This window comes from Neobacillus niacini (assembly GCF_019749295.1).
GTDB lineage: Bacteria > Bacillota > Bacilli > Bacillales > Cytobacillaceae > Neobacillus > Neobacillus niacini_D.
Window position 1 is genome coordinate 65,968 of the sequence record NZ_JACWFG010000022.1, and the last position, 26,292, is coordinate 92,259.

At 40.1% G+C, this 26,292-nt stretch carries 24 protein-coding genes, 17 tRNA genes and 1 rRNA gene; 17 read left to right on the forward strand and 25 right to left on the reverse strand.

What is annotated here, in order from left to right; all coding sequences use genetic code 11:
* Nucleotides 1-9 precede the first annotated feature (9 nt).
* The 3 genes from H0184_RS23990 (at nt 10) to hxlB (ending at nt 2,337) form a co-directional block, all read left to right on the forward strand.
* The gene (locus H0184_RS23990; protein ID WP_221829245.1) at nt 10-987 is read left to right on the forward strand and encodes a LacI family DNA-binding transcriptional regulator; all 978 of its coding nucleotides are present in this window, start codon (nt 10-12) and stop codon (nt 985-987) included.
* Between the two features lie 171 nt (nt 988-1,158).
* The gene (hxlA, locus tag H0184_RS23995; protein WP_221829247.1) at nt 1,159-1,785 is read left to right on the forward strand and encodes a 3-hexulose-6-phosphate synthase; all 627 of its coding nucleotides are present in this window, start codon (nt 1,159-1,161) and stop codon (nt 1,783-1,785) included.
* A gap of 3 nt (nt 1,786-1,788) precedes the next feature.
* On the forward strand, nt 1,789-2,337 hold the full coding sequence (hxlB, locus tag H0184_RS24000; RefSeq protein WP_221829249.1) for a 6-phospho-3-hexuloisomerase: 549 nt from the start codon (nt 1,789-1,791) through the stop codon (nt 2,335-2,337).
* Nucleotides 2,338-2,589: 252 nt separating this feature from the next.
* Here hxlB and H0184_RS24005 read toward each other — a convergent pair whose 3' ends face one another.
* A complete protein-coding gene (locus H0184_RS24005) occupies nt 2,590-2,874 on the reverse strand; it encodes a DMP19 family protein (protein ID WP_221829251.1) in 285 nt (94 codons plus the stop codon).
* A gap of 208 nt (nt 2,875-3,082) precedes the next feature.
* Between H0184_RS24005 and H0184_RS24010 the strand changes: the two genes are divergently transcribed.
* On the forward strand, nt 3,083-3,349 hold the full coding sequence (locus tag H0184_RS24010) for a hypothetical protein (RefSeq protein ID WP_221829253.1): 267 nt from the start codon (nt 3,083-3,085) through the stop codon (nt 3,347-3,349).
* 48 nt (nt 3,350-3,397) lie between these two features.
* On the opposite strand, the gene H0184_RS24015 is transcribed toward H0184_RS24010, so the two are convergent.
* Together H0184_RS24015 and H0184_RS24020 are read right to left on the reverse strand one after the other, a co-directional pair.
* Complete coding sequence (locus tag H0184_RS24015) at nt 3,398-3,964, reverse strand: LOG family protein (RefSeq protein ID WP_221829255.1); 567 nt, start codon at nt 3,962-3,964, stop codon at nt 3,398-3,400.
* Nucleotides 3,965-4,120: 156 nt separating this feature from the next.
* Complete coding sequence (locus H0184_RS24020) at nt 4,121-4,510, reverse strand: hypothetical protein (protein ID WP_221829256.1); 390 nt, start codon at nt 4,508-4,510, stop codon at nt 4,121-4,123.
* A gap of 251 nt (nt 4,511-4,761) precedes the next feature.
* On the opposite strand from H0184_RS24020, the gene H0184_RS24025 reads away from it, so the two are divergent.
* The 3 genes from H0184_RS24025 to H0184_RS24035 all read left to right on the forward strand — a co-directional run bounded on the left by H0184_RS24025 (nt 4,762) and on the right by H0184_RS24035 (nt 9,110).
* Nucleotides 4,762-6,456: a DUF2207 domain-containing protein gene (locus tag H0184_RS24025; protein ID WP_221829258.1), complete on the forward strand. Its 1,695-nt coding sequence runs from the start codon at nt 4,762-4,764 to the stop codon at nt 6,454-6,456.
* A gap of 185 nt (nt 6,457-6,641) precedes the next feature.
* Nucleotides 6,642-7,799 carry a pyridoxal-phosphate-dependent aminotransferase family protein gene (locus tag H0184_RS24030; protein ID WP_221829260.1) on the forward strand — a complete coding sequence of 386 codons (1,158 nt, stop codon included), beginning with the start codon at nt 6,642-6,644 and terminating at the stop codon, nt 7,797-7,799.
* Between the two features lie 366 nt (nt 7,800-8,165).
* Complete coding sequence (locus H0184_RS24035; RefSeq protein WP_221829263.1) at nt 8,166-9,110, forward strand: aldo/keto reductase family protein; 945 nt, start codon at nt 8,166-8,168, stop codon at nt 9,108-9,110.
* Between the two features lie 69 nt (nt 9,111-9,179).
* On the opposite strand, the gene H0184_RS24040 is transcribed toward H0184_RS24035, so the two are convergent.
* On the reverse strand, nt 9,180-10,367 hold the full coding sequence (locus H0184_RS24040) for an amidohydrolase (RefSeq protein ID WP_221829291.1): 1,188 nt from the start codon (nt 10,365-10,367) through the stop codon (nt 9,180-9,182).
* A 561-nt stretch (nt 10,368-10,928) separates the two neighbouring features.
* On the opposite strand from H0184_RS24040, the gene H0184_RS24045 reads away from it, so the two are divergent.
* The 3 genes from H0184_RS24045 (at nt 10,929) to H0184_RS24055 (ending at nt 13,678) form a co-directional block, all read left to right on the forward strand.
* Nucleotides 10,929-12,167, forward strand: a complete 1,239-nt coding sequence (locus H0184_RS24045; RefSeq protein ID WP_221829265.1) for a saccharopine dehydrogenase family protein — start codon at nt 10,929-10,931, stop codon at nt 12,165-12,167.
* Between the two features lies 1 nt (nt 12,168).
* Nucleotides 12,169-13,296, forward strand: a complete 1,128-nt coding sequence (nspC, locus tag H0184_RS24050; RefSeq protein ID WP_221829293.1) for a carboxynorspermidine decarboxylase — start codon at nt 12,169-12,171, stop codon at nt 13,294-13,296.
* A gap of 109 nt (nt 13,297-13,405) precedes the next feature.
* Nucleotides 13,406-13,678: a DUF2535 family protein gene (locus tag H0184_RS24055; RefSeq protein WP_313771823.1), complete on the forward strand. Its 273-nt coding sequence runs from the start codon at nt 13,406-13,408 to the stop codon at nt 13,676-13,678.
* Between the two features lie 61 nt (nt 13,679-13,739).
* Here the strand turns inward: H0184_RS24055 and H0184_RS24060 are convergent, their stop codons facing one another.
* Nucleotides 13,740-14,534, reverse strand: a complete 795-nt coding sequence (locus H0184_RS24060) for a hypothetical protein (protein WP_221829266.1) — start codon at nt 14,532-14,534, stop codon at nt 13,740-13,742.
* A 549-nt stretch (nt 14,535-15,083) separates the two neighbouring features.
* Here H0184_RS24060 and H0184_RS24065 point away from each other — a divergent pair.
* Together H0184_RS24065 and H0184_RS24070 are read left to right on the forward strand one after the other, a co-directional pair.
* On the forward strand, nt 15,084-15,596 hold the full coding sequence (locus H0184_RS24065) for a PH domain-containing protein (protein WP_221829268.1): 513 nt from the start codon (nt 15,084-15,086) through the stop codon (nt 15,594-15,596).
* Nucleotides 15,597-15,598: 2 nt separating this feature from the next.
* Complete coding sequence (locus tag H0184_RS24070) at nt 15,599-17,035, forward strand: PH domain-containing protein (RefSeq protein WP_221829271.1); 1,437 nt, start codon at nt 15,599-15,601, stop codon at nt 17,033-17,035.
* Between the two features lie 67 nt (nt 17,036-17,102).
* Here H0184_RS24070 and H0184_RS24075 read toward each other — a convergent pair whose 3' ends face one another.
* Nucleotides 17,103-17,705, reverse strand: a complete 603-nt coding sequence (locus tag H0184_RS24075) for a GNAT family N-acetyltransferase (RefSeq protein ID WP_221829272.1) — start codon at nt 17,703-17,705, stop codon at nt 17,103-17,105.
* Between the two features lie 49 nt (nt 17,706-17,754).
* Nucleotides 17,755-18,108 carry a hypothetical protein gene (locus H0184_RS24080; protein ID WP_221829274.1) on the reverse strand — a complete coding sequence of 118 codons (354 nt, stop codon included), beginning with the start codon at nt 18,106-18,108 and terminating at the stop codon, nt 17,755-17,757.
* Nucleotides 18,109-18,280: 172 nt separating this feature from the next.
* On the opposite strand from H0184_RS24080, the gene H0184_RS24085 reads away from it, so the two are divergent.
* The 5 genes from H0184_RS24085 (at nt 18,281) to H0184_RS24105 (ending at nt 24,045) form a co-directional block, all read left to right on the forward strand.
* A complete protein-coding gene (locus H0184_RS24085; RefSeq protein ID WP_221829276.1) occupies nt 18,281-19,111 on the forward strand; it encodes a 3D domain-containing protein in 831 nt (276 codons plus the stop codon).
* A gap of 261 nt (nt 19,112-19,372) precedes the next feature.
* On the forward strand, nt 19,373-19,936 hold the full coding sequence (ahpC, locus tag H0184_RS24090) for an alkyl hydroperoxide reductase subunit C (protein WP_221829278.1): 564 nt from the start codon (nt 19,373-19,375) through the stop codon (nt 19,934-19,936).
* A gap of 14 nt (nt 19,937-19,950) precedes the next feature.
* Nucleotides 19,951-21,480 carry an alkyl hydroperoxide reductase subunit F gene (gene ahpF, locus H0184_RS24095; protein ID WP_221829280.1) on the forward strand — a complete coding sequence of 510 codons (1,530 nt, stop codon included), beginning with the start codon at nt 19,951-19,953 and terminating at the stop codon, nt 21,478-21,480.
* 310 nt (nt 21,481-21,790) lie between these two features.
* The gene (locus tag H0184_RS24100) at nt 21,791-22,456 is read left to right on the forward strand and encodes a hypothetical protein (RefSeq protein ID WP_221829281.1); all 666 of its coding nucleotides are present in this window, start codon (nt 21,791-21,793) and stop codon (nt 22,454-22,456) included.
* A 62-nt stretch (nt 22,457-22,518) separates the two neighbouring features.
* Entirely contained in the window at nt 22,519-24,045 is a 1,527-nt protein-coding gene (locus tag H0184_RS24105; protein WP_221829283.1) for a glycine betaine uptake BCCT transporter, read from the forward strand.
* Nucleotides 24,046-24,174: 129 nt separating this feature from the next.
* Here H0184_RS24105 and H0184_RS24110 read toward each other — a convergent pair.
* The 18 genes from H0184_RS24110 to rrf all read right to left on the reverse strand — a co-directional run bounded on the left by H0184_RS24110 (nt 24,175) and on the right by rrf (nt 26,191).
* Nucleotides 24,175-24,249: transfer RNA gene (locus H0184_RS24110), tRNA-Asn, on the reverse strand.
* 7 nt (nt 24,250-24,256) lie between these two features.
* Nucleotides 24,257-24,330, reverse strand: a tRNA-Gly gene (locus H0184_RS24115).
* A 10-nt stretch (nt 24,331-24,340) separates the two neighbouring features.
* Nucleotides 24,341-24,414 (reverse strand) — tRNA-Cys (locus H0184_RS24120).
* Nucleotides 24,415-24,453: 39 nt separating this feature from the next.
* A tRNA-His gene (locus tag H0184_RS24125) sits at nt 24,454-24,529 on the reverse strand.
* A 58-nt stretch (nt 24,530-24,587) separates the two neighbouring features.
* Nucleotides 24,588-24,672 (reverse strand) — tRNA-Tyr (locus H0184_RS24130).
* Between the two features lie 25 nt (nt 24,673-24,697).
* Nucleotides 24,698-24,770: transfer RNA gene (locus H0184_RS24135), tRNA-Phe, on the reverse strand.
* Between the two features lie 52 nt (nt 24,771-24,822).
* A tRNA-Asp gene (locus H0184_RS24140) sits at nt 24,823-24,899 on the reverse strand.
* A 39-nt stretch (nt 24,900-24,938) separates the two neighbouring features.
* Nucleotides 24,939-25,031, reverse strand: a tRNA-Ser gene (locus H0184_RS24145).
* Nucleotides 25,032-25,038: 7 nt separating this feature from the next.
* Nucleotides 25,039-25,111, reverse strand: a tRNA-Ala gene (locus H0184_RS24150).
* A gap of 18 nt (nt 25,112-25,129) precedes the next feature.
* Nucleotides 25,130-25,206: transfer RNA gene (locus H0184_RS24155), tRNA-Pro, on the reverse strand.
* 8 nt (nt 25,207-25,214) lie between these two features.
* Nucleotides 25,215-25,291 (reverse strand) — tRNA-Arg (locus H0184_RS24160).
* 7 nt (nt 25,292-25,298) lie between these two features.
* A tRNA-Gly gene (locus H0184_RS24165) sits at nt 25,299-25,373 on the reverse strand.
* A gap of 47 nt (nt 25,374-25,420) precedes the next feature.
* Nucleotides 25,421-25,502 (reverse strand) — tRNA-Leu (locus tag H0184_RS24170).
* A gap of 58 nt (nt 25,503-25,560) precedes the next feature.
* Nucleotides 25,561-25,636: transfer RNA gene (locus tag H0184_RS24175), tRNA-Lys, on the reverse strand.
* 38 nt (nt 25,637-25,674) lie between these two features.
* Nucleotides 25,675-25,750: transfer RNA gene (locus H0184_RS24180), tRNA-Thr, on the reverse strand.
* Nucleotides 25,751-25,816: 66 nt separating this feature from the next.
* Nucleotides 25,817-25,892: transfer RNA gene (locus tag H0184_RS24185), tRNA-Val, on the reverse strand.
* A gap of 67 nt (nt 25,893-25,959) precedes the next feature.
* Nucleotides 25,960-26,034: transfer RNA gene (locus H0184_RS24190), tRNA-Glu, on the reverse strand.
* 41 nt (nt 26,035-26,075) lie between these two features.
* Nucleotides 26,076-26,191 (reverse strand): 5S ribosomal RNA (gene rrf / locus H0184_RS24195).
* Between the last annotated feature and the right edge of the window lie 101 nt (nt 26,192-26,292).

The window sequence follows — 26,292 nt, forward strand, 5'->3', positions numbered from 1 at the left end:
AAGATAAGAATGGAAAGAGTAACGATGGCAGATGTTGCCCGTGAAGCTGGAGTATCAAAGAGTACCGTTTCTCAATACTTAAATAAACGATATGAATATATGGGTGAAAAAACAAAACAGAAGATTGAAGAAGCTATTGAAGCCCTTGGCTACCAGCCCAATTTTCTGGCGAGAAGTCTCAAGCAAAAGCGTACCTCGTTAATCGGAATCATTGTTGCGAATATCACGCACTATTTTTCAACAGAAGTAAGCAGGGCGATTGAGGATTTCTTCCATCAATATGACCTGCAGGCCATTGTCTGTAACGCGGATGATGACCCTGAAAAAGAAAAGAAATATATTGAAATGCTGCGCGCCAAACAAGTAGACGGATTAATCATTTTTCCAACAGGAAAAAACAATGATTTATATGAAAGCATGGTAAAGCAAGGCTATCCTGTTGTATTTGTGGATAGAAAGGTGGAGAATCTCGACGTCTATTCCGTGATCACCGATAATAGTGAGTCCACATACCAAGCCATCCAACACTTTATTAAAAAAGGGCATCGGAATATTGCCTTTGTCGTGCAGCCGCTAACAGTAAGTACGCGGATGGAGAGACTGCATGGCTACAAAAAGGCAGTGAAGGAAGCGGGTATAGAGCTGAATCCAAATTTCATTATTGAAGCCAATATCCCCGAGATGAAGGAAAAATTAGAAAGCCTATTTTCCTCAGAAGAAAAACCAACAGCAATATTTGCCGCCAATGACCGGGTTTTTATTGCCCTTGGAGAATTTCTAAAAGAAAAAGGAATGAAGTTTGGAGAAGACCTAGAGATAGTCGTATTTGACAACATCCCCTTTTCTCAGCTGCTCGAAACACCCATTACCTTTATCATACAGCCCGCCTCCGAAATGGGCCGAAAAGCGGCAGAACTGCTATACAAACAGATTAACAAAGAAAACAGCGACCCCGAAGTATTCGTGTTTCCAAGTAAAATCATATAGGGTGCAGTGCCTAGGTTGGTGCCTGTCACCGCTCGTGGACACTGTCCACCTCAGGCGGACAGTCCACGTTCTTTTTCTTTCTATTGATGAACGCTTACAATTGAAGTATAATCTATTCATAAACCGGTTTACTAAATCGATTTATCTATTTGGCAGTAAAGGAGTTTAACCATGAAAATACAACTTGCTTTGGATCGTATGGAAATTAAAGAGGCAGTCGATTTAACGAAAAAAGTCGAGGATTCAATCGATTGGATTGAGGTTGGTACTTCTTTAATCAAGGAGTTCGGGATGACGAGTGTCAGAGAGATGAAACAAAACTTCCCAACTAAGACAATTGTAGCCGATATAAAAACCATTGATAACGCCCGCTATGAATTTGAAATGTGTTTTGAGGCTGGAGCCGATGTAGCAACGGTCATGGGTGTATCACCCCTAGTAACCATTGATACCTGCATGGAAGTGGCCAAGAGGTATAACAAAACAGTTATGATTGATCTATTAAATACAACAGAGCAACAAAAGAGCGAGTTAATGAAATATAAGGAAGCTGTTTTTTGTGAGCATGTCAGCAAAGACCAACAAGAAGAGCTCGGAGCCGCCAATCACGGATCCACGGACAATAGTCTTTATACTCCCGGCATGAAGATAGCGGCAGCAGGCGGAATAACCTTAGATTCATTGGATCTATTACGTAAAACGCTAAATCCTGAAATCGTCATAATAGGCTCAGCCATCACAAAAGCAGAAAATCCAGCAGAGGCTGCGGCAAAATTCAAACTAGTGGAGGTAAAGTAGAACATGTTATTGATTCCTACTATATTAAATGAGATAAAAACAGTCTTAAGCCAAGTTGATGAAAATCAACTTAAAGATATTGCGGTAAAATTGCAAACAGCAAAGCGTATTTTTGTCATTGGTGAAGGTCGCTCAGGACTAATGGCAAAATCGTTTGCGATGCGCCTCATGCATTTAGGATCAACCGTTTATGTTGTGGGAGAAACCATTACCCCTTCGATTGAAAATGGCGATCTTTTAGTAGCCATTTCCGGCTCGGGAACCACTAAAAGTGTTGTTTGGACCGCTGAAAAAACGAGTTCACTTGGTTGTTCAGTGGTGGCGATTACTACCAATCCTGAATCACCACTCGCAGCAACCGCAACAACAATCCTGCATGTTCCTGCAGCAACGAAATATCGCCGTGAGAATGAATTGAAAACAATCCAGCCGCTTGGTTCACTATTTGACCAATGTGCTCATGTGGTATTCGATACCCTTTGCCTGCAGTATAGTGCACTGAATGAAGTAGACCACAGCGCAGCTTTTGGACGTCATAGTAATTTAGAATAGGTCATTCTTGAAAGCATGCCATTCGACAATAACCACTGGATTTCATATTCATCAATCGTTTGGTTAAAACTGCCATTATTCCTTATTATTAATATCTTTTAAATAGTTTTCCGGGAAATTTTTTGTCGAGAACGTCATTCATTTCCAAGCAAGAAACGTCATTTTTTCCTAGTAAGTTACAATTAAAGATTTATTTTAGTATGTAAAAAAAAGAACCCTTGCCAACCTTATTGGCAAGGGTTTGCAGCATTATTAATCTTCTTGAACATCAATAATTTCAGTATGAATTTTAACAAAGTAGGCTTCTAATAATTCTCCAATGTTAGGATTGATTGTCCAATATTCATTGTCTGCCTTTTCGATAATGTTATAGAAAGGTTCCTCTTCTAGTTCACCTTTTCCTAGTGCCACATATATTCTCCACATTTCCTCGCCATATCTATCCACGATACGCGCAAAATTATCTGCACCAATCTTTTCAAGTATGGCAATTAGCTCTTTCAGGTAATTTGATATTCCAACCTCTTCAATATCCATATCGAGTCGCGATCTATTAAATCTCTTTTTTTCATTTTAGGTTTCACTTTCGTCTCCCTCCTTTCATTCAGATATGGCCCGTAAACTAGAATGATATAATCAAACCGTCTTTACCTGCATAGGTTCCCGTGTAATTGAAAATTCAAGAAAAATAAAGGGTTACTTTTTAAAAAACTATCATATGCTTTCTCGAAGGGAGTTTACCGACATGCAGCGGATAAAATTTATGGTTCAACTATTCCTAAAAGAACCACTATGGTTTAGATTATTAATCTCCATATCGTTTCTTTTCTCAGTCATTTTTAGCAGCTCTTATTTTTCTGATACTTCTTTTTATGAGAGTCTTTCCAAGTTGGCAGCAGCCCTCTTTTTTACGGCTATTGGAATAAAGTTGAAAATGAACCGTTTCCTATCTATCCTCTTATTTACCGCGGCAGCTATCTGTATTTATTTATCCATTCAGTCACTATCCTAATTGAAACGAAAAAAAGCAGTGAAATCACTGCTTTTTTCCTATGTTTTCTTATTCAAATGCCTTTACCGAGGGAGCTTCATAATTTAGAAATTTATCTAATAACACCGCAGGTTCTTCCTCAATGATTGCCATTGTCCGAAATTTTTCCTGTAGAAATCTTTGGTCAATCATATGCTCAAACAAACGAATCAGCGGGTCATAATAATGATTGATATTGAGAAGACCGCACGGCTTTTGATGAAGCCCAATCTGCCCCCAGGTAAATACTTCGAAAAACTCTTCGAGTGTCCCCGTCCCGCCAGGCAATACCACAAATCCATCCACCAAATCTGCCATTTTTGCTTTTCGCTCATGCATCGTTTCAACTGTTATCAGTTCCGTTAACCCTTTGTGGGAGATTTCGCGCTCTTCAAGAATTTTAGGAATTACACCAATCGCATGGCCGCCTCCACTCAGCACCGTATCCGCGACAGCTCCCATCAAACCAATACTTGAACCGCCGTAAACTAATGTAATATTTCGTTTCGCAAGCTCTTTCCCTAATTGGATGGCTCCTGTTTTATAACTTTCCGAAGCACCCAAACTTGAACCGCAATATACCGCTACTCGTTTCATGCTGCTTCCTCCCAGAGTCTACCATTTATCTAAAATTATAGAGATAGATAGCAAGGAAAACAAATAAAAAAACAGGAAGTCACTTTCCTGTTTTTTAAAAATGCGCCCTCGTTCCAACAGAATCTTGAGTATTCCTTATATATTTTTCTGTACTATTTAGTTGTTTTCAGCTTTGAAAAAATTCTTATAAGATAAAAGCAGTGCCGCTATAGATAGCAATAAAAATATAACGTCTGGCATGAAGGTACCAAAACCGATGATATGAAGGATAAAGAATAACGGGTACACCCAGCATACATACCAAGACCAACGAAGACCTTTACGATAGGCATTTGTTAGAATGGCAATACCAAATAAAGTCATGCCAATGACCAACGATCCACGCAGCTTTAATTCAATTCCAGCAGCGGTTTGATCATTTGATAAATAAGCGTGTAAAACGGAACCTTCAGCCACAGGTCCGTTTTCCCCCGAAATACTGATAATTAGCATCAAAACTTGTATGAGAAGTAAAAGGATCCAAGCTTTTGTTTGTAAAAACTTCATTCCCACCATCTCCTCTCAAGTAATTTCAATTAGTAGGATAATAGTCCATAATCTCCAAATATCCTATTAGGATATTATTATCATTATCTAAGGTTATTCCTATTTTTATAAATAATTATTTTCTTACTATCGTATACTCGTTTCTTTTCGAATGAACATCCCTCCTTTTTCAGGAACCCTTGGAAATTATTATGAAACTTCTCTTCGCATTCATTCGTATAACTAGTACTTGGAAAGAAGGTGACACAAATATGCAGAAAACATGGTTAACAAGCTTTCTATTGGCTGCACTCTTATTTCTCTTCCCCCACCAAAGTTTGGCTGTGGAGTTTTCGATTACCAATGTAAAAATTGATGCTTTTCTGCGCGATAACGGGAATGTGGAAGTAGAAGAAACGCATACGTATGCGTTTGAAGGCGAATTTGGCGGGATTACCCGTGAAGTGGTTCCGAAAGAGGGAGCTGCTATCAGCCAATTTACGGCAACCGAGAATGGTAAAAATTTACGAATTGAAAAAGAAGATAACTTATATAAGGTCCACCGAAAAGGTGAGGACGAGACCATTACAGTGAAGCTTCACTATACTATTGAAAATGGATTAGAGGTCTATCAGGATGTGGTGCAATTTTATTGGCCGTTTTTTGATGACCGAAATGAATCTGACTATGAGGATATCTCGATCAGTATTCACCCTCCTGCACAGACGGAAGATGTGATTGCCTTTGGGTACGACGAGGCGTTTAAGACTGAAACCATTCAGGAAGATGGGTCCGTCCTTTTTAAATTAGGCTATGTTCCTAGTAATACGAATGCTGATATCCGTGCGGCCTATCCTGCCAGTCTTTTTCCAAATGCGCCTCTCACCGCTGATAAACCGATGAAAGAGGACATCCTTAATGCAGAACAAGGGCTCATTAAAGAGGCTGAAGCAGATGCTAAAACAACGGACACACTATCTACCATTAGTAAAATAGGACTCCCGACTTTTGCCATTTTATTGTTCCTGCTTATCTTGCGCGATTGGATGGCAGCGCGTTCCAAAAGCCACAGCCTCATGCGTGAAGGAACCCAATTCCATTCAGTTCCTAAGCAAATCATGAGTTTACCGGCTACCATCTATTTTACAAACAGCAGCTATCTTCCACCGCAAGCGATGGCCGCAGCTTTACTAGATTTGGTACGCCAGGGGTATGTGTCTAAAACCGATGATGACCAGTTTCAGAAACTTAGCTCAAAAGGCAAACATAAGCATGAGAATATATTGATGGAATGGCTTTTTGAGAAAATCGGCAGTAAATCTTCCTTTACCTTTGATGACTTAAGCGCGTATACAAAAAACAAGAAAAACCACTCTCAATACCACTTATTTCAAACACAATGGCTCGGTGCCATTAAAGAAGAAGTGGTAAGTTATTCTCTTTACGAAAATAAAAAGACCTATCGTTTTCTCATTGGTTTTTCGAGCATCTTAATGCTGCCATTTTTATTCTTTTTTCCGATTTATGATCTTCTGGGCCCATTTTTTGCAGCACTCCTATTGTTTCTTACAGTTATCATCTATGCTATTGCCTATCGTCCCAAGACCTGGGAGGGTGCCCGAATACTCTTAGACTGGAAGCAGTTTAAAACGACCTTTAAAGAAACATCCCGATCAGATTGGGAGAAATGGTCCGAAGAAGATCGCATGCGTGCTTATATTTACGGTCTTGGAATCAGCAGTAACGACGTTAATAGGAAAAATGATGAACTCATCACAGCTTTTACTCCGCCTGAACGTAATTCTTATGATGACGCACTCTTTTACTCTATTGCCTATATCGGACCAATGACCTCTACAAATTTCCGTTCTGCCAATCAATCAACAAGCAGCGGCGACGGCGGCAGTTCTAGCTCTAGTGGTGGTGGCGGAACTGGCGGCGGGGGCGGCGGCTCCGGTGCGTTCTAAAGAAAGCTTGAGGATGAACCTCAAGCTTTTTCCTTTACCTATTATCCGCCAACACTGTGACTTTCTGCCAATATGTACTATTATAGAGTAAGAGATGTCCATATTTTCAAAAATGGAATACACACAAATACAGTCCTCGAATCTTAAAAGTGGAAGCCTACTATTTATTAAATGGAGGGGAATTTATGTATCCAAATATTTTAAGGCACCCAGGTCCGACACCCATTCCTAAAAAGGTTCAGCACGTCATGAACCAGGATATGATTAGTCACCGCACTCCGGAGTTTGTCACGTTATATCAAGAAACCACCCAACGTGTGAAACCCATTTTCGGAACAAAACAAGATATTTTACTTCTGCCATCAGGCGGTACAGCAGCTCTAGAAGCAGCCGCAGTAAATACGGTCTCTCCTGGAGAAGAGGTGGTAGTCATTACCGTCGGCGCCTTTGGTGATTATTTCGTCTCTATATGTGAGAAAAATAGTTTCAAGGTACATAAGCTTGAAAAAAGCTGGGGCGAGGCATGTACGGAAGAAGACCTTATTCAATTTCTAAAACCTTTAACGAATATTAAAGCCGTTTTTGCTACCTATAATGAAACTTCAACAGGAATCTTAAACCCCATTGAAAAACTAGCGAAGGTAGTTCGTGATCATACAGACGCTCTATTTATCGTCGATGGAGTCAGCTGCCTTGGCGGAGCTCCTGCTGAAATGGATCAATGGGGGATTGATATTTTAGTAACCGGTTCTCAAAAAGCGATGATGCTCCCTCCAGGACTTTCCCTGATTAGCGTGAGCGACAGGGCCTGGAAAGTAATAGAGGAAACCTCAAAACCTGCTTATTACTTAGATTTACTAAGCTATCGCGAGTGGGCAGTCAAAGGAATGACGCCTAACACCCCTGCTATCTCACTGATTATGGGACTTTCTGCCGTATGTGACTTGATTGAGGAGGAAGGTGGATTTGCCCAGACGGTTGCCAGGCACGAATTAATGAAAAATATGGTCCGCGAGGCCATGGGGGCACTTTCTATTGGATTGTTAACATCCGATGAGTTTGCATCACCGACCATTACTGCGATACGTGCACCGGAAGGTATAGATCTGCCTTCGTTTCTTAGCCATTTAAAGGAGAAATACCACCTTGATTTTGCCGGCGGACTTGGTCACCTGCAAGGGAAGATTTTCCGTTTTGGCCATATGGGCTATTGCTTCCCGAGTGATGTCCTTCAAGCTGTTTCCCTGATCGAAGCTGGTTTACAAGACTTCTCTTATTCCTTCGAATCAGGAGCAGGAGTGGCTGCGGCACAAAAGGTATTTTTGGCTGCTCAACGGAAGTAGTTCTAATGAGGCATGGTCTTCGTGGTCATGTCTCTTTATTATTATAGACTCTAGCTTCTCTGCACTGACCTAATCGTTTTTTCCATATTCACATCGGTCACTCCAGTCCTCCTGCATTGACCCAAACGCTTTTCCTCCACCCTCTTCGGTCACTCCAGCCCCTCTGCATTGACCCAAATTCCTTTCCTCCACCCTCTTCGGGCACTCCAGACTTCCTGCATTAACCCGAATACCATTTAAATCGGCATTACGGTAACTCCATCCTACCTTCTAAACTTACACAGTTCCTGTCTTACCCAATCAAACCCATATTATGGTATAGTACGAGTAGTTTAGAAAAATTAAATTGACGGGAGGAATTTGTTTATGCAATATCGTCGTCTTGGCAACACCGGCTTGAAGGTTAGTGAAATTAGCCTAGGCAGCTGGCTTACATATGGGGGATATGTCGAAGAACAGAATGCAGTTTCATCTATTGACCTCGCCTATGAATCAGGAATTAACTTCTTTGACACTGCGAATGTTTACATACGTGGAGAAGCTGAAAAAGTGGTAGGTAAGGCATTAAACAAATATCCAAGGAGCTCTTATGTCCTAGCAACAAAGGTATTTGGACAAATGGGTGATGGTCCAAACGATCAGGGATTATCACGTAAACACATCATGGAGCAATGCGATGCGAGTCTAAAGCGTCTTGGTATGGATTATATCGATATTTACTATTGCCACCGTTACCACCCTGAAACACCATTACACGAAACGCTTAGAGCTTTGGATGACTTGGTGCGTCAAGGAAAGGTTCTCTATGTCGGTGTTAGTGAGTGGACTGCAGAGCAAATTACTGAAGCCGTGCACCTTGCGGATAAGAAACTTCTTGACCGGATTGTCGTGAATCAACCAAACTACAGCATGCTGCAGCGCTATATTGAGAAAGAAATAATTCCTGTCAGCGAAAAGCACGGTATCGGACAAGTAGTCTTCTCTCCACTTGCACAAGGTGTACTAACAGGAAAGTACAAAAAAGGCGAAAACGTCCCAGAAGGAAGCCGTGCTGCGCAAGCGAACACAAACATGTCCCATATCCTTACACCACAAAACTTAGACAAAGTGGAACAATTAAGGCTGGTAGCCTATGAGGAAGATCTAACATTAGCTCAGCTTGCAATCGCATGGATCCTGCGCCAGCAAAATGTAGCTAGTGCCCTGGTTGGAGCAAGTCGTCCAGAGCAGCTTGAAGAAACCATAAAAGCATCAGGCATCAAACTATCGAGTGAAACGCTTGAAAAAATCAACGAAATTTTAGCTGACTAATTGAGAAAGGATACCGTCATTTGACAGGGTATCCTTTCCTTGTGGTGACAGGCACCTTCATTTGGACTTTTAATTTAATTCATAATAACTGCAAACAACCTGACCAACTGATTTCGCAGCTACTAAAAGTGCCTCTTCATCAATATCAAATTTCGGATGGTGATTGAAGTAAGGCTGTTCTGCCCCCTTTGGAGTACAGGCAATGTAAAAGAAGCAGGCAGGGAATTTTTCAGCATAATAAGCAAAATCTTCGGATGGAGCCATCGCCGGAAATTCCCTCACCTCTTTTATATCTGAATCATTCATGCTTCTTAAACTTTCCGCAACCATTGCCGTAAGCTTAGGGTCGTTGTATAAAGGCGGATAATCTGGTGTATAGGTAAGCTCACAGGTTACGCCAAATTCTTCTTCAATTCCTCTTACAATCCGCTTCACTTCTTTTTCAATCGTTTCCTTTGTTTCTACCGTCATATAGCGAATATCGCCTTCAAGTTCAACGCTGTCCTTGATTACGTTGAATGTACCTTTTCCATCAAACGATCCAATGGTGATGACACCTACATCGAAAGGACTTAATCTTCGGCTGACGATGGTTTGCGCTGCCGTAACAAAATGTGCGGCAGCGACAATGGCGTCGTTTGCGAGATGAGGCGAGGAACCATGTCCGCCTCTTCCTTGCACCTTCAATTTCATGTATGCTCTTCCATTGAAGGAATACCCGGCATGATAACCTACAGTACCAGCTGGTCCCATTGGCAGCAAATGAATGCCATAAACCGCATCTAAGTCATCAATCAAACCAGATTCAACAATACTTTTTGCCCCGCCAGGCGGGACTTCTTCTGCATGTTGGTGAATGATTTTAATGGTACCGGGGATGGAATCCTTTAACTTGATTAAACAATCAGCCAAAACTAACAAGTAAGCCGTATGTCCGTCATGGCCGCACGCATGCATGACTCCTTCATTCTTTGACTTAAAGTGAACATCTGCTTCTTCTACAATCGGAAGGGCATCAAAATCAGCACGAAGACCGATGGTTTTCCCTGGTTTTCCACCTTTAATCGTAACGATAATGCCATAACCATTCCCAACATTCGTTTGAATGTCCACTTCTTTCCCTTTATAAAAATCCGCAATATACTGAGCTGTCTTCTCTTCTTTAAAAGAAAGCTCAGGATTTTCATGTAAATGGCGGCGGATTTCAATCATTTCTTCTTTACGAGATTCTAACATCCCCATTAAATCGCTTTTCATCATTTCCGACTCCCCTATGCTTTTCTCTTATTTTGTAACATCCATCAAAATTTATTAAATTTTCTATTGCTAGTAATTTTATATTCTGATAATATAATAAAGCGTTGTTTTATTGGAAAGTTGATATTCAATATATCCTCGAGTCTTTCCTGCAGATAATTTTTTGACCACTTCCCTTAAGAAGTTAAGGCCATACGGACAGCCGGGTCAAATGCCGATTGGCAACTTTAGTTGCCTTATTGATTGAGTTAAAAGCTCAAATTTTATAAGTTGGTTACTTTACAACCAGTGCAGATGCACACAACTTGTGAAACGGTCAATAAGAGTAGTAAAAGTAATTATTTGCTATATAGACTCTGATCCTATTAAGATATATTTTTGAATATTAACGAGCCTTTTTTCATAATGTCCTAGGACTTTTATGCCATGGGTATACTTCTACGGTATACTGTGCTTATTAATATTGATTAGATATCGAAAAACAAGTGTTGTGCGCTGTAAAGCGTTTGTTCACTTGTTTTTTTTGTTGGAAAAAAATTTATTTAGTAGGGAGATAGAAGAATGGGAAAAGCACTTATTATTGGCGCCGGCGGCGTGGCATCAGTAGCAGTTCATAAATGTGTTCAAAACAGTGACGTATTTGAAGAGATTTGTATCGCTAGCCGTACAAAGTCAAAATGCGATGATTTAAAAGCAAAATTAGATGGCACAACAAAAACAAAGATTACTACAGCACAAGTAGATGCAGATAATGTAGAAGAATTGATTGCTTTAATCAATGAAGTCAAACCAGATATCGTGATGAACTTAGCACTGCCATACCAGGACTTAACGATTATGGATGCTTGTCTTGCAACTAAGACTCACTATATGGATACAGCAAACTACGAGCCAGAAGATACAGCTAAATTTGAATACAAATGGCAGTGGGATTACAAAGAGCGCTTTGAAAAAGCTGGCATTACAGCTCTTCTAGGCAGCGGCTTTGATCCAGGTGTAACGGGAGTATTCTCTGCTTATGCGCTAAAACATTACTTTGATGAAATTGAATATATCGACATTCTTGACTGCAATGGCGGCGACCATGGCTATCCATTTGCAACAAACTTCAATCCTGAAATCAATATCCGTGAAGTATCTGCTAACGGCCGTTACTGGGAAAACGGTGAGTGGGTTGAAACTGAGCCAATGGAAATCAAACGCGAATATAACTTCGCTGAAGTTGGCCAAAAGGATATGTACTTGCTTTACCACGAAGAACTTGAATCTCTTGCGAAAAACATGCCAGGTCTTAAGCGTATCCGTTTCTTTATGACATTCGGACAAAGCTATATTACTCACCTTAAGGCGCTAGAAAATGTAAGAATGACTTCCATTGAACCAATCGAATTCGAAGGAAAGCAAATCATTCCGCTTCAATTCCTAAAGGCAGTTTTACCAGATCCAGCATCACTTGGACCACGCACAGTTGGTAAAACAAACATCGGCTGTATCTTCCAAGGTAAAAAAGACGGAAAACCGGTAACGTATTATGTTTACAACGTTTGTGACCACCAAGAATGCTACCGTGAAGTTGGTTCTCAAGCTATCTCTTATACAACAGGTGTTCCTGCGATGATCGGTGCTGCAATGGTGATGACCGGAAAGTGGAATAAACCAGGCGTATTCAATATTGAAGAATTTAATCCAGATCCATTCATGGAAGAGTTAAACAAATGGGGACTTCCATGGGTAGAAGATTTCAATCCTGTGCTTGTTGATGAGCCAGCAAAAGAAAAAGAGTTGGAGCTTGTCAGGTAAAATGCGGTTCGAAGAATTACCAACACCCTGTTATGTAGTGGATGAGGGTCTTCTTGAGAAGAACCTCAAAATCCTGAACGGCGTCATGGAACGTACAGGAGCAAAAATAGTTTTAGCACAAAAGGCCTTTTCTATGACAACAATGTATCCCCTCATTGGAAAATATTTAAGCGGTACAACAGCAAGTGGTATATTCGAGGCACGTCTTGGTTACGAAGAAATGGGCAAAGAAAATCATGTCTTTGCCCCTGCCTATCGTGAAGATGAAATCGACGAAATTATATCCATTTGTGATCATATCATCTTTAACTCCTTCTCACAGTTGGAGAAGTTTAAAGATAAAGCCCTTGCAGCTGGCAGCAAAGTCGGCTTACGCATTAATCCTGAATGTTCCACGCAGGATGGACATGAAATCTATGATCCATGTTCACCGGGTTCTAGATTCGGTGTAAAACAAGAGGATTTCCGTCCGGAATTACTTAATGGTGTGTCAGGGCTGCATTTCCATACCCTATGTCAGCAAAACTCTGATGATTTAGAGACCACTCTAAATGCAGTGGAAGAAAGATTTGGACAGTATCTTCCACAAATGGAATGGATCAACTTTGGCGGCGGCCACCATATTACCAGAGAAGATTACGATATTCCGAGACTGGAAAACTGTATCAGAAGAATGCAGGAGAAGTATGGTTTAGAAGTATATCTTGAGCCCGGTGAAGCGATCGCCCTGAATGCAGGCTATTTAATCACGTCCGTTCTTGATTTACATCGAAACGGCGTTGAGATTGCGATTCTTGACACATCTGCAACCTGCCATATGCCTGATGTATTAGAAATGCCTTATCGACCTCCATTGTTTGGTTCAGGTGAAGTGGGCGAAAAGCCATACACCTATCGTCTTGGCGGACAAACCTGTCTAACTGGCGATGTTATCGGCGATTATTCTTTTGATCAGCCATTAAAAAGCGGAGATCGTCTAGTTTTCGGCGATATGGCTATTTACTCTATGGTAAAAACGACTACGTTTAACGGCATGCCTTTACCAGCCATAGCGGTCCAAGATAAAAATGGTGACTGCACTGTTGTACGTGAATTCGGCTATCAGGATTTCAAAATGAGATTAGCATAAATCGCAGTTAAACCCTAGATTCTTAAAGAGTCTGGGGTTTTTATATATTCATTAAATAGTAACAATATTTTGACGCTTTATCCTGCTAATGAGGTATAATAGAAAGAAAATGGAAAAAGAAGATGATATTTTGGTATGTAAAAGCCTAGAATTCAAAAATAGCTTTGGACAGAAAATAAAGGTGATGGACATTCCTGTATTAGAAAAAAGCCATCGATATTATTTCATGATAGAAGTTCGATTACAAAGCTATATTTCCTCGCTCTATTATAAATCTCAAGAAAAAAGCAATCATTCTTTTAGTGAGTATTTGAAACGAAAAATAAGCTGGACAGAATATAAAGAACTATATAGTATAAAAGAATTTAAGAATAACGCGTAGAAAGAAAAAAAGTCGATTCTCAATTTAAGTGAGTCGACTTTTTTCAGTGAAGTGATCGTCATTACATTTTGTATAAATTATTTTTTTCCTCATAAACCTTTTCAGCAATTCTTCGAATATATATTTTTATTGCTAATAAACTAGCAGCCCCCACTAACAAAGTGGACAGGTTTGAAATAAACATCATCCACACTATTGAAATTAAATAAAAGAAATAATAGCACCCAATAGATAAACGGGTTTCCATTACCGTTAGTAACCCACTTTTCAAAAACTCTGATTTGATTGCCCCTAGATATTTAATCGATAAAATCAAAATGACTCCTACAACACCAGCAAATATATAGATATCTTCAGCTATAAAGACAGCGATACTAAATCCATAAAATAGATAGTCAAGTCTAGTAATTGCATGATTGATGGGTGTTTCATCAAGGGCTTGCCCCATTTTATAAAACAACTTAACCTCTTCCATAAAATCAATCTCATGTTCTTCCATTATTTTTTTGACTTTATAGGTTAGTATATTTGAAACAATAAATAGAAGAATAAAGAGCGTTAGAAGCCCCGCCAGGCTGTTCATTTTCATATAGATGTTATGCCCGAATGTCAGGTATAAAATAATAGCACCACACATAATCCCCACATTAAGATTAGAGAATTTCCTAACACCGCTGATCTTTCTGTTAAAGGAGAGGACAATATAATAGGTACATAAAAAGATGAATACCCCAATCGTAAGCAGGAACAAAATGATTTTTAAAATATTTGCATCAGTTGAAAGCTGGGGGATGTTTAGAATAAAAAGTAATAAGCATAGATAGTAGATAATATGAAGTCTCATCATGATTTTCATCTTGGCAATTCCTTTTTATAAATTGACTCTGTTAAAACTGAATGTTGATTTCACTGTGTTTTGAAAATAAGCGGAGAATTTCCGTTTAAATCGTGAAATACCCATATTTCCTTAAAAATAGTCGGAGTTTTTCCGCTTATTGTTTCTAAATCCTTGTAATTTGTCTTATTTAAAGCAGTTAAGCGGAATATCTCCGCATATATCTGCTCTTAAGGTTCCTCTATAAACAATAGCCGGAAATTCTCCGCCTATGAATTCTCAACCCTCCAAGAAAATCAACAATGAATAAAAACAGAGCCTATTAAACAGCTTGCGTTTCTATGATAGACGCATTTGGAAGTTCACCCCTAATATTCTCATATATTACCAAATGATTAAACTATGTTAAATAGGAATTAATAACTAATATCAAGTTTAATAGAAAAATAAATCCCTTCCTTTTCACATTGACATGGCTCACCTATTCTTAGATTCTATATTTTGTAAAAATATAGCGAAAAATGAAACCATTATCTTCCTTTTCTCGTAAAATCTATTGAGGTGAAAGGAATGTACTTAGCTATTGAGGAACCAACGGAAACAATTTCGAATGATGCGGTGAAAGTGTGGAGAATATCAAATACGATTGGACATAGTATAGCCATATTGATCCTGGCTATTTTGGTTGTATGTGAGGAAAACTTTGGGTGGTATGTTTGGATCGGCCTTGTCCTTTATATTCTTTTAGGATTAACGTTTGTCTCGTCCATTTATTCCATTTTCATTGAACCAACTTACTTACAAAAAACTTGGAGATATAGTATTGATAACCAATTTGTTCAAATGAAGCGAGGAAAATGGTCAGAACAGCACACTTTAATACCGATGGAAAAAGTAGAATATGTCCGAACGGAACAGGGTCCGATTATGCGGCGCTACGGACTGTACAATATTGAAATTGGAACCACCGCTTCCAATCATATTATTCCAGCCATTCCACGTGATGAAGCAAAAAGACTAAAAGCTCAAATCGCTGTATTTGCAAAAATTCAAGATCAAGAATCAGCGAAAGGAGAAAAATAAACATGAACGAAGGTATAAAACGATACCACCCCGCTTTCATAGTCGTAGAGCTGTTATCCTTCTTCAAAGGCTCCATTGGTTTTTTTCTCTTTTTATTTGTTTTAAAAGCAGCATCTACCGCAACATGGGTTTTATGGGGACGTTACATATTTGTAATTGCCTGTGTCATTACCATACTTTCGATTTTATTAAAATGGTTTTACCACCGATATGAAATCGCAGGTGATTCCATTGTGGTTTATGAGGGGATATTCGTCAAAAGGCAGCGTACCGTGGCTATAGACCGTATCCATAACCAAGTTTCAAACACTACTTTCGTTCACCGCTGGTTCGGACTAACCTCCCTAAGTCTTGAAACCGGGACAATTGGGGATAATGCCACTTTTACCTTTCCAGTCATTACTGAAGGCGAGAAGCAGCGAATCCTTCTCTCGCTGGAAAGTGGAAAAGAGCCGATTGCGGCAGTAAATGATGGAGAAATCGAGAATCGCTCAAAGCGAACAGTACATTTCCGCTCAACAAAAAAGGATATAGTAAAGGCATCCTTTACGTCATTTAGCTTTTTAGCCATTTTTCCAATCTTAACAGCCATTTATTTCAATCTAGCAGAATTCTTTCAAATCGAGGAATCGGCTGAAAATGCTCTTGACTATTTATTAATCCATTGGTGGATGTTGATCGTTCTTTTTGTTCTAGCACTTGTCTTATCTGTCGGGATTGGGTTTATCAAGACCTCGATGAAGTATGGTAATTATGTCATTAGCAATGACACTGAACGAATTTATATTGAAAAAGGGATCGGTAATTTCACCAGTTTTTCCATTCAAAAACACAAGGTGCAAGCTGTTATTGTGGAGCAGACCATTCTTAAACGAATACTTGGATTAGCCTCCATCAAGCTTCTCAGCGCAAGTACATCTGGGGATGAGGACAGTCAAGAAACGAGTTCATTATATCCTTTTATGCCCAAGCATGAAGCGTACCAGATATTGCATACCATGCTGCCCCACTATCATATCGAGGAAAATATGAATCGTTTTCCACTTAAAGTTCTGTGGCTGAAGCTCCTTCAACCCTATTATGTAACGATTTTGGCGATTATCGGATTGGTCATTTTTAAAAGAGAATGGCTTTGGGCTGCTATAATTGTTTTCGGACTTTCCATTCTCTCGCGCATCCTAGACTACTGGTTCACCAGCTATATCCGTCATGGAAAGACTGTCCAAATTAGAAAAGGTGGATTTACAAATGAAACCTTCGTCACCCATCGTGAACGGATTCAGCAAATTACCGTTAAGCATTCCTGGCTACAGAGGAAATTCGGTGTTGCAACCCTTACGTTTACAAATAAAGCAAAGCCGCTGCATGAAAGTGAATTATATGGGGTTTCTAAAGAAGAAGCAGGTACTTTCTTTAATTGGTATCAAAAAGTACTTTAACACGTTAACCGGGGAAGCAATCTAGTTGTTTAAGAAATTGGTGAATCCGTCGGACTCACCAATTTTTCTATTCAGAAAAAATCTTGATTAATATGTCGTCTTTATGTTTAATATCTGAGTGGATGGCGGTAAATACTTCAGTAATGGCTTCTTGAATTTGTTCTTTAGAAGGTCTTTCAATATCATGACTTTGCCAAAAATAAAGGTACATGGGAAGCCCTCCCTCATTTGTCGGCAATTGATATGGGATAGGTAACACTTTAGCCCCTAACCTTTCATAAAAGGTTATTCTTCTTAGTTGATTTTCTCTGGTGCCCCCTTCGTTTTCTTCCGGGATTTCCACTTCGATAAAAATTCCCCCAGCCCATTTAGTAAGTTCCTTAAATAATTGAGCCCCATACCCTGAACTCCGAAATCGGTTATCGATTGCCATATAATCAAGCCAAATTGCCTGCAACTGATTGAACTCGTAGATAAAGGCATATCCTACTATCTCGTCAATGATAGGATCTTTTGCCAACAGTAACTTGTAGTTCTTTTTTGACATAAGCAGCTTAAAATGCTGATACCTTTTTAATTCATCGCTTGCAAAGTATGTAGTAAAACGCTGATAAACACTCTTTAAATCATCAATGGAGCCTTCTATTATTTCAATATCATTAACAATCATCGCAGACCAAACTCCTAGCCAATCGGTTTTTATTATTTTACCATATCTCCTAAAGATGGTTGTCTATATCTTCAAGGAATTGCCAATCTACGGCTTCTCCTACTTCGTTACATATTTTTTCAATCAGGAGCCCCAACTGTTCATCCAGGCCTCCATCATATCCAATTTTTAAAAAGTAATGATGTTTAAATTGAACAAACCAATAGTATTGACTATATAGGATCTCTTTGTATGTAAAAGAAAAATGAGCTTGGATATCCCGTTCACACTGCTGCAAGAACCAATAATGCTTTAATATCTTTGATAAGTCTTTATCCTCAATTTGAATAAGAGTAGAAACATCTAATTTGGGATGTAACCTTTCAAGCATGTTTTCGATTTCTTCTATAGTAATAATGTTCATAGCGGTCTCCTCTTCAGATATTACTTTAAGATTACTAGAATATTGCAGAAATGTTATCGCAATATAAATGCCATGGATGTAAACGAATTAACACCTCCCTGTTCTTTTTCTCAGAATATTCTATGTTACGATTATTAAAAATTAGCAACCAAAGAACATGGAGGGTAAAAGAATGCTTAAGAAAATGATTTCGATTTTAGCCGTTGCTGTACTCTCAGTAACTGTAAGTGCTAATGTACAAGCGGCATCAATCACTGTACAAAAAGGAGACACGCTTTGGGCTCTATCACGTGCAAATAATACGTCTGTAGAAAATATCCAAAAATTAAATAATCTCACCTCAGATCTCATACATCCTGGGGATATACTAACCGTAGCCCCTGAAAAAAGATATACCGTTGTAAAAGGCGACACATTGTGGGACATAGCCATGAATCATCAGGTTACTGTTTCACAAATCAAAGATTGGAACCAACTACATAGTGATCTCATCCATCCAGGATTAAATCTAGTAATCTTTGAAGGTGTAAAAAATACTACTATTTCTTTAACAGATAAACCAGAACAACCTGCTGCACCAGCTGAAAGCACACCTGCAGTTGAAGCACCAGCATCAGCTCCTGCACAAACTGAAAGTGCTCCTGCTGCTGTAGAAGCCGCGGCACCAGCACCAGTTGAAAGTGCTCCTGCACCAGAAGCCGCTGCACCTAGTTCTAAGGAAATTATTGTTGAAGCAACAGCCTATACAGCTTCCTGTGAAGGCTGCTCTGGAATCACAGCAACTGGAATTAACCTTATAGAAAATCCAAATCAAAAGGTCATCTCCGTTGACCCATCGGTAATTCCGCTCGGAAGCAAAGTTCATGTTGAAGGCTATGGTGAAGCCATCGCCGGAGATACAGGCGGAGCGATTAAAGGAAATAAAATTGATGTCTTTATTCCTAATAAACAGGATGCCATCAATTTTGGAAGAAAACAATTAAAAGTGACCATACTAAATTAATATTAACAAAAACACTGCATCCTCTTTCTCAATTAGGAATGCAGTGTTTTTTTAATTAATAATGGTTTTTATAAGGGGTTGACACAAAATGTTCTAAAAAAAGTAATCTTTCAGGTTGACAAGAGTGTGGGTTATATATGATAATAAGCATTGTATTAGAATTATTCTAATTTAGTTATTACTATTTGTTGTGAACTATTCTCACAACAAAGGAAAAATGCAGTTCGATTTTTCCAAACAAATTTTAGGAGGAAATAGATAATGTCATTAATCGGTAAAGAAATCCAAGCATTTACAGCAAACGCATACCAAAACGGAGATTTTATCACTGTTTCAGAAGCAAACTTTAAAGGTAAATGGAGCGTTGTATGCTTCTATCCTGCTGATTTCACATTCGTATGTCCTACTGAATTAGAAGACTTACAAAATGAATACGCAACATTAAAAGATCTTGGTGTTGAAGTATACTCTGTATCAACAGATACTCATTTTACACATAAAGCATGGCACGACCACTCACCTGCTATCAGCAAAATTGAGTACATTATGATTGGTGACCCATCTCAAAAGCTTACTCGTGCATTTGATGTACTTGACGAAGAAGAAGGTCTTGCACAACGCGGAACGTTCATCATCGATCCAGATGGTGTTGTACAAGCTATGGAAATCAACGCAGACGGTATCGGCCGTGATGCAAGCACTCTTGTTAACAAAATTAAAGCAGCACAATATGTTCGCAACAATCCAGGTGAAGTTTGCCCGGCTAAATGGCAAGAAGGTTCTGAAACACTTAAGCCAAGCCTTGACCTAGTAGGTAAAATTTAAGGAGTAGATTAAAAATGTTACTAGATGCAGATATAAAAGCACAGTTATCCCAGTATCTTCAGCTGATGGAAGGCGATATCCTTCTTAAAGTCAGCGCAGGAACCGATGACGTATCCCGCGACATGCTGCTGTTAATTGATGAATTAGCAACCATGTCATCCCACATTAAGGTTGAAAGAACAGAACTAGAGAGAACACCAAGCTTTAGTGTAAACCGCATCGGTGAAGACACTGGTGTAACATTTGCTGGTATTCCTCTAGGACATGAATTCACTTCCTTAGTATTGGCTCTCTTGCAGGTTAGCGGTAGAGCACCAAAGGTTGATCAGAAAGTGATTGACCAAATTAAAGCAATCAAAGGCGAATATCGCTTTGAATCATACATCAGCTTAACTTGCCACAACTGTCCTGATGTGGTACAAGCCCTGAACATCATGAGCATCCTCAACCCTGGTATTTCACATACTATGATTGATGGTGCAGCCTATAAAGCTGAAGTTGAGAGCAAGAACATCATGGCAGTTCCAACGGTTTTCCTAAACGGAGAAAACTTTGGCGGCGGCCGTATGAGTATTGAGGAAATCCTTGCGAAAATGGGTTCTGGTACAGATGCTTCCGAGCTTTCTGATAAAGAACCATTTGATGTGCTTGTTGTTGGCGGCGGTCCTGCTGGTGCGAGTGCAGCAATCTATGCCGCTCGTAAAGGGATTCGTACAGGAATCGTCGCTGAACGCTTTGGCGGTCAGGTTATGGATACAATGGGTATCGAGAACTTTATCGGTACGAAATATACAGAAGGTCCTAAAGTGGCAGCAAGTCTTGAAGAGCACGTCAAGGAATACGACATTGATGTAATGAATCTTCAGCGTGCTAAATCTTTGGAGAAAAATGAATTTGTGGAAATTGAGCTTGAAAACGGTGCGGTTCTAAAAAGTAAAACCGTCATCCTTTCAACTGGTGCCCGCTGGCGCAATGTTGGTGTCCCAGGTGAAGCAGAGTTCAAGAACAAAGGTGTAGCGTATTGTCCACACTGTGATGGTCCATTGTTTGCTGGAAAGCGTGTTGCTGTTATTGGCGGCGGTAATTCTGGTATCGAGGCAGCCATCGACCTTGCTGGAATCGTTAAGCACGTAACTGTTCTAGAGTTTGCAGCTGAACTGAAAGCTGATGCCGTTCTGCAGGAGCGTCTTAACAGCCTGCCAAATGTAACAGTTATCAAGAATGCTCAAACAAAAGAAATTATGGGTACTGACAAAGTAAATGGTATTACTTATCTGGACCGTGAAACGGAAGAAGTTAAGCATATCGAATTAGAAGGTATTTTCGTTCAAATCGGTCTTGTCCCAAACACAGACTGGTTAGGCGAAGGTATTGAACGTACTCGCATGGGCGAAATCGTTGTCGATAAGCATGGTGCAACAAGCATCCCTGGCGTATTTGCTGCAGGTGACTGTACAGATAGCGCTTATAAGCAGATTATTATCTCTATGGGATCTGGTGCTACTGCAGCCTTAGGTGCGTTCGATTATCTTATTCGGAATTAATGAAATTACGTTTTTAAGCAGTTTTACCGTGGTAACTCAACCCTAACTAAAAAAGTCGCCGTACTATCTATGCTGATAGTACAGCGGCTTTTTTCTATTTATAAATAGACAGGCTCTCGTCTCTTACACCATCTCTTGTCCGAATAATAACTCCAATGAGACAGGTTTATCCCTTTTCTTCTTCCCTTGTCTTCCTATTCTAAACAGAATAGTATTTTCCTTTATAAGACAACCTAACAATAATAGAATCAAATTTTCTTCGTGTGATTATCCAACTTACTATAAATGGTTGTGGAAGGGAGATTGATCCGTGAAACTGTATCAAGTTAGAAAAGGGCAATTTGTTTATTACAACAATGAGCTGCATAAGGTATATGGGGTAAAACCCATGTATAAATTGTCTGTCCATCTTATTAAAATGAGGGATTTAACACAGCATATCACCAATGCTGCAAGTGTCGAAAAATACAAGCCGAAGGAATATGACAGCTTTATTTTTAATCATAAAGCATACACGCTCAGAAAGGATCGAAAAGCAGAAGCAGGAGATTATATATTAATAAACAACCCCATGCAAGATTCCTTAGATACCTATTCATTAAATGAGATTGACTTGGTTGAAAGTGCAGATAACAAAGGTGTTATCACAAGTAATTCACACGGAGTCAAACATAATGAATATTTATTAATGGTACCTGGCCGAGCTCCTGACAGTAATTCCATCGATAGAAAAGACATGGCAAATGATGATGACGAGAGCGTAAACGACTCCGGAACCCTAGGGCAGACCACCAGCGGGCCATTACCATCGTTAGGAGACATTTATAAAAGGACAGGCAATGACTCAATCGTCGAAGCAATGGTGGTCGCAATCAAAGACCAAACCGTTTACCTTGGGGGCGGATTAGAAGTTCCCCAAGATGAGTTGATGAACAGTAAAACGTGGGAATTTCTCTATAATCTCCTTGATAGGTGATGTACTACCTATCAAATTCTAACAATCATTTACCCGACACCAAGCACTACTAGGAGGTTTCTATGGACAGCAAAAAGAATGCGGGAAACAGTGTTTTCATCATTTCCTTATTACTTACGCTCATTTTTATTGTTTGGGGAGTTTTTTTTACTGATAATCTCACCAAAGTTACCGATATTATCTATAATGGTTCAATCGATTACCTCGGATGGGTATATCTTGGTGCTACCCTATTCTTTGTTATCTTTTCCATCTATTTATTGTTTTCTAAATATGGTGATATCCGTTTGGGAAAGAAAACAGATCGACCTGATTTTAACACAGCATCTTGGCTTGCTATGCTATTCGGTGCTGGTATGGGAATCGGAATCGTGTACTGGAGTGTTGCTGAACCAGTAACGCACTATACAACTCCTCCATATGGGGAAGGATACACTGTTGACGCAGCCAATACAGCCATGAAATATACTTTTTTCCACTGGGGTCTAGATCCATGGGCCATTTACACGATAATTGGTCTAGCTCTTGCCTTTTTTCAATATAACAAAAGGCTTCCGGCAGCCATAAGTTCGGCCTTCCACCCGCTCTTGGGTGATCGAATTTACGGACCGATTGGAAAAACCATTGATATCCTGTCTATCTTTGCAACTGTTTTTGGTATCGCAACCTCATTAGGTCTAGGTGCCATGCAGGTAACAGCCGGAATGCATGAAATATTCGGAGTTCCCAATGAATTATTCGTACAGCTGATTGTCATTGCAGTCGCTACAGTCCTTTTTATCATTTCCATTAATACAGGCTTGGAAAAAGGTATTCAATACTTATCGAATGCGGCCATGATTCTATCCTTTGCGATTATGGTGATGATTTTAATCGTCGGACCCACTATGACGATTATTAAAGTTTTCTTTAATACAACAGGACTCTATATTAGTGACTTTATACATATGAGTTTAAGGCTGAGGCCCTTTGGGGAAGGAGAATGGATTGCCTCCTGGACGCTTTTTTACTGGGCATGGTGGATTGCTTGGGCACCATTTGTGGGTATGTTTATTGCAAGGGTTTCGAAAGGAAGAACGGTCAGGGAGTTTGTTATTGGTGTCCTAATTGTTCCTACCTTAGGAACATGTCTTTGGATGTCCATATTTGGCGGCTCTGCACTTGAGATTGTTCAGAATACAGGCAGCCATGATCTGGCGAAAAATATAACCGAAAACGTTTCTTTAGCTATTTTTACCTTCTTTGATTATCTACCATTAAGTTCTGTGTTAAGTATTTTAGGATTTGCAGTGGTAGCCATTTATTATATAACCGTTGCCGATACTGCCACCTTTGTACTAGGAATGCTAAGCGAAGGCGGTACATTAAATCCTTCTAATAAAATAAAAATGACCTGGGGTGTCATTCAATCCGCTTTGGCTGCAGTATTGCTGTTAGCTGGCGGGTTGAATGTTTTGCAAACGGCCTCAATTGCAGCAGCCCTGCCGTTTGCGATTATCATGATTATCATGTGCTTCTCATTAGTGAAAGGGTTACGAAGTGAAATCGAAGTCCAGAAAGGGAATAAAAGAAGTGCGTACCATTCCTAAAACCATATTGAAACTAATTTAGAAAAAGAAAAACCACCTTTAAGAAAATAATTATTTTCTTAAAGGTGGTTTTTCTAAATATATCGATTATAAAAAGGAACAGACTTACTGCCCTTAATTTCAAAGGAATGGCTCCGCAGGTAGGACTCGAACCTACGACCGATCGGTTAACAGCCGATAGCTCTACCACTGAGCTACTGCGGAATAATAATGGAGCGGGTGATGAGAATCGAACTCACAACATCAGCTTGGAAGGCTGAGGTTTTACCACTAAACTACACCCGCATATTAATATTGGAGGCAACACCCGGATTTGAACCGGGGATAAAGGTTTTGCAGACCTCTGCCTTACCACTTGGCTATGCTGCCCAACTGTTAAAAGAACTAACTCAAGTTAATAAAAATAAATGGGGCGGCTGATGGGAATCGAACCCACGAATGCCTGAACCACAATCAGGTGCGTTAACCACTTCGCCACAACCGCCATGATGTTTATTTTGCTTTGCAAAGAACTTTGGTTATTTCACTAATGTGAAATAACTTGGTGGAGGGGGACGGATTCGAACCGCCGAACCCTGAGGGAGCGGATTTACAGTCCGCCGCGTTTAGCCACTTCGCTACCCCTCCGTATATAAAAATTCAAAAAAAATGATGGCTCAGGACGGAATCGAACCGCCGACACAAGGATTTTCAGTCCTTTGCTCTACCGACTGAGCTACTGAGCCATACATAACCTATATCTATATCAACAGTAGAGTTAACCTACTGATATAAAAATGGCGGTCCGGACGGGACTCGAACCCGCGACCTCCTGCGTGACAGGCAGGCATTCTAACCAACTGAACTACCGGACCAACTTATTTAAGTGTTCTTCTAAAACTAATTTATATTAATGGAGGAGGAAGAGGGATTCGAACCCCCGCGCGGTATGACCCGCCTGTCGGTTTTCAAGACCGATCCCTTCAGCCAAACTTGGGTATTCCTCCGAATAAGTGGAGCCTAGCGGGATCGAACCGCTGACCTCCTGCGTGCAAAGCAGGCGCTCTCCCAGCTGAGCTAAGGCCCCAAATGCGTTTAATGAAAATGGTCGGGAAGACAGGATTCGAACCTGCGACCCCTTGGTCCCAAACCAAGTGCTCTACCAAGCTGAGCTACTTCCCGTATAAATATGGCGCGCCCGAAAGGAGTCGAACCCATAACCTTCTGATCCGTAGTCAGACACTCTATCCAATTGAGCTACGGGCGCATTAAAATGGAGCGGAAGACGGGATTCGAACCCGCGACCCCCACCTTGGCAAGGTGGTGTTCTACCACTGAACTACTTCCGCATTGCTACTCTTTTGTAAAAAAATTATATTATAGAAAATAAATTAAGTGCGGGTGAAGGGAGTCGAACCCCCACGCCTTGCGGCGCCAGATCCTAAGTCTGGTGCGTCTGCCAATTCCGCCACACCCGCATATGGATTATTTTGCTTGAGCAAAATGAAAGTTACTTTCGCTAACGCGAAAAAACTTTGGTGAGCCATGAAGGACTCGAACCTTCGACCCTCTGATTAAAAGTCAGATGCTCTACCAACTGAGCTAATGGCTCATACAAGGAAATTTATTTTCGCTATCGCGAAAAAAATTTGGTGCCGGCGAGAGGACTTGAACCCCCAACCTACTGATTACAAGTCAGTTGCTCTACCAATTGAGCTACCCCGGCATATATCGAAGATTAACTTCAATTCATATAATATTAATTGTTATTTTCACTATCGTGAATAAAATTTGGTGGAGGATGACGGGATCGAACCGCCGACCCTCTGCTTGTAAGGCAGATGCTCTCCCAGCTGAGCTAATCCTCCATAGTAATTGAATTTCATTGTTCACTATCGCGATGGAAAGTTATTTTCGCTAGGGCCGAAAAAACTTTGGTGACCCCTACGGGATTCGAACCCGTGTTACCTCCGTGAAAGGGAGGTGTCTTAACCACTTGACCAAGGGGCCATTACTAAAAATCCGGAAAATAAAAACCCCAAAGGGGTTATGCCTGGCAACGTCCTACTCTCACAGGGACAAAGTCCCAACTACCATCGGCGCTGAGAAGCTTAACTTCCGTGTTCGGTATGGGAACGGGTGTGACCTTCTCGCCATTATTGCCAGACTATTTTGTTGAGGTTTCGTTCCCTCAAAACTAGATAATTTCAGAAGAAGTGTGTAAAACGAGTTCGCATAAAAATTGGTTAAGTCCTCGAACGATTAGTA

Coding starts and splice junctions, on each gene's coding strand:
- H0184_RS23990 (WP_221829245.1), top strand. CDS start 10: ATGGAAAGAGTAACGATGGCAGATGTTGCCCGTGAAGCTGGAGTATCA.
- hxlA (WP_221829247.1), top strand. CDS start 1,159: ATGAAAATACAACTTGCTTTGGATCGTATGGAAATTAAAGAGGCAGTC.
- hxlB (WP_221829249.1), top strand. CDS start 1,789: ATGTTATTGATTCCTACTATATTAAATGAGATAAAAACAGTCTTAAGC.
- H0184_RS24005 (WP_221829251.1), bottom strand. CDS start 2,874: ATGGATATTGAAGAGGTTGGAATATCAAATTACCTGAAAGAGCTAATT.
- H0184_RS24010 (WP_221829253.1), top strand. CDS start 3,083: ATGCAGCGGATAAAATTTATGGTTCAACTATTCCTAAAAGAACCACTA.
- H0184_RS24015 (WP_221829255.1), bottom strand. CDS start 3,964: ATGAAACGAGTAGCGGTATATTGCGGTTCAAGTTTGGGTGCTTCGGAA.
- H0184_RS24020 (WP_221829256.1), bottom strand. CDS start 4,510: ATGAAGTTTTTACAAACAAAAGCTTGGATCCTTTTACTTCTCATACAA.
- H0184_RS24025 (WP_221829258.1), top strand. CDS start 4,762: ATGCAGAAAACATGGTTAACAAGCTTTCTATTGGCTGCACTCTTATTT.
- H0184_RS24030 (WP_221829260.1), top strand. CDS start 6,642: ATGTATCCAAATATTTTAAGGCACCCAGGTCCGACACCCATTCCTAAA.
- H0184_RS24035 (WP_221829263.1), top strand. CDS start 8,166: ATGCAATATCGTCGTCTTGGCAACACCGGCTTGAAGGTTAGTGAAATT.
- H0184_RS24040 (WP_221829291.1), bottom strand. CDS start 10,367: ATGAAAAGCGATTTAATGGGGATGTTAGAATCTCGTAAAGAAGAAATG.
- H0184_RS24045 (WP_221829265.1), top strand. CDS start 10,929: ATGGGAAAAGCACTTATTATTGGCGCCGGCGGCGTGGCATCAGTAGCA.
- nspC (WP_221829293.1), top strand. CDS start 12,169: ATGCGGTTCGAAGAATTACCAACACCCTGTTATGTAGTGGATGAGGGT.
- H0184_RS24055 (WP_313771823.1), top strand. CDS start 13,406: ATGGAAAAAGAAGATGATATTTTGGTATGTAAAAGCCTAGAATTCAAA.
- H0184_RS24060 (WP_221829266.1), bottom strand. CDS start 14,534: ATGAAAATCATGATGAGACTTCATATTATCTACTATCTATGCTTATTA.
- H0184_RS24065 (WP_221829268.1), top strand. CDS start 15,084: ATGTACTTAGCTATTGAGGAACCAACGGAAACAATTTCGAATGATGCG.
- H0184_RS24070 (WP_221829271.1), top strand. CDS start 15,599: ATGAACGAAGGTATAAAACGATACCACCCCGCTTTCATAGTCGTAGAG.
- H0184_RS24075 (WP_221829272.1), bottom strand. CDS start 17,705: ATGATTGTTAATGATATTGAAATAATAGAAGGCTCCATTGATGATTTA.
- H0184_RS24080 (WP_221829274.1), bottom strand. CDS start 18,108: ATGAACATTATTACTATAGAAGAAATCGAAAACATGCTTGAAAGGTTA.
- H0184_RS24085 (WP_221829276.1), top strand. CDS start 18,281: ATGCTTAAGAAAATGATTTCGATTTTAGCCGTTGCTGTACTCTCAGTA.
- ahpC (WP_221829278.1), top strand. CDS start 19,373: ATGTCATTAATCGGTAAAGAAATCCAAGCATTTACAGCAAACGCATAC.
- ahpF (WP_221829280.1), top strand. CDS start 19,951: ATGTTACTAGATGCAGATATAAAAGCACAGTTATCCCAGTATCTTCAG.
- H0184_RS24105 (WP_221829283.1), top strand. CDS start 22,519: ATGGACAGCAAAAAGAATGCGGGAAACAGTGTTTTCATCATTTCCTTA.